Here is a 566-nt window from a genome sequence, read left to right as displayed (position 1 = left end):
AACCGCCCGAGTCAGGCAAAGCCCCAGCCTTATCGAAGAGCAGATCAAGTTTTTCCAAGACACGAACCCAGATGCCAAGATTCGCACCCTGGAATTCGATATCTTCGGCTTCAGCCGGGGCGCCGCCTCCGCGCGGCACTTCGCCAACGAAGTGCTCAAGCCCGGGGGCGGGGTGCTGGCCCAGGTGCTGGGGCCCGCCCGTCTCGGCCTGCCGGCGGACTTCGACTGGACACGGGATGTGCAGATCAACTTCATCGGGCTGTTCGACACCGTGGCCGCCATCAACGCCCCGCTCAAGGGCGACTTTTCGGTCAATGACTACAACCCCGGCGTCAACCTCTACCTGCCGGCCGACTGCGCCCGCAAGGTGCTGCACATCACCGCGCGGGATGAAAAGCGCTGGCAGTTCGCCCTCAATCGGGTGTTCCCGGGGCATGAGGAGCTGGCGCTGCCGGGCGTCCACTCCAATATCGGCGGCGGCTACCGCCCGCAGCAGCAGGAGCGCCTGTTGCTCACGAAGCCGGAAGTCACCGTGGTCACGCCCCGGCGCCCCCTGGAGCACAGCC

Annotated in this window: 1 protein-coding gene; it reads left to right on the top strand. The window is 65.9% G+C overall.

Annotation, left to right across the window (positions count from 1 at the left end; genetic code table 11):
* The coding region (locus A9G05_RS26305; RefSeq protein ID WP_139131284.1) for a DUF2235 domain-containing protein at positions 1–566 on the top strand (566 nt) is incomplete at both ends.

Source organism: Pseudomonas sp. ENNP23, assembly GCF_001728945.1.
GTDB classification, from domain to species: Bacteria; Pseudomonadota; Gammaproteobacteria; order Pseudomonadales; family Pseudomonadaceae; genus Metapseudomonas; species Metapseudomonas otitidis.
This window is presented reverse-complemented; position numbering and strand designations above follow the sequence as displayed.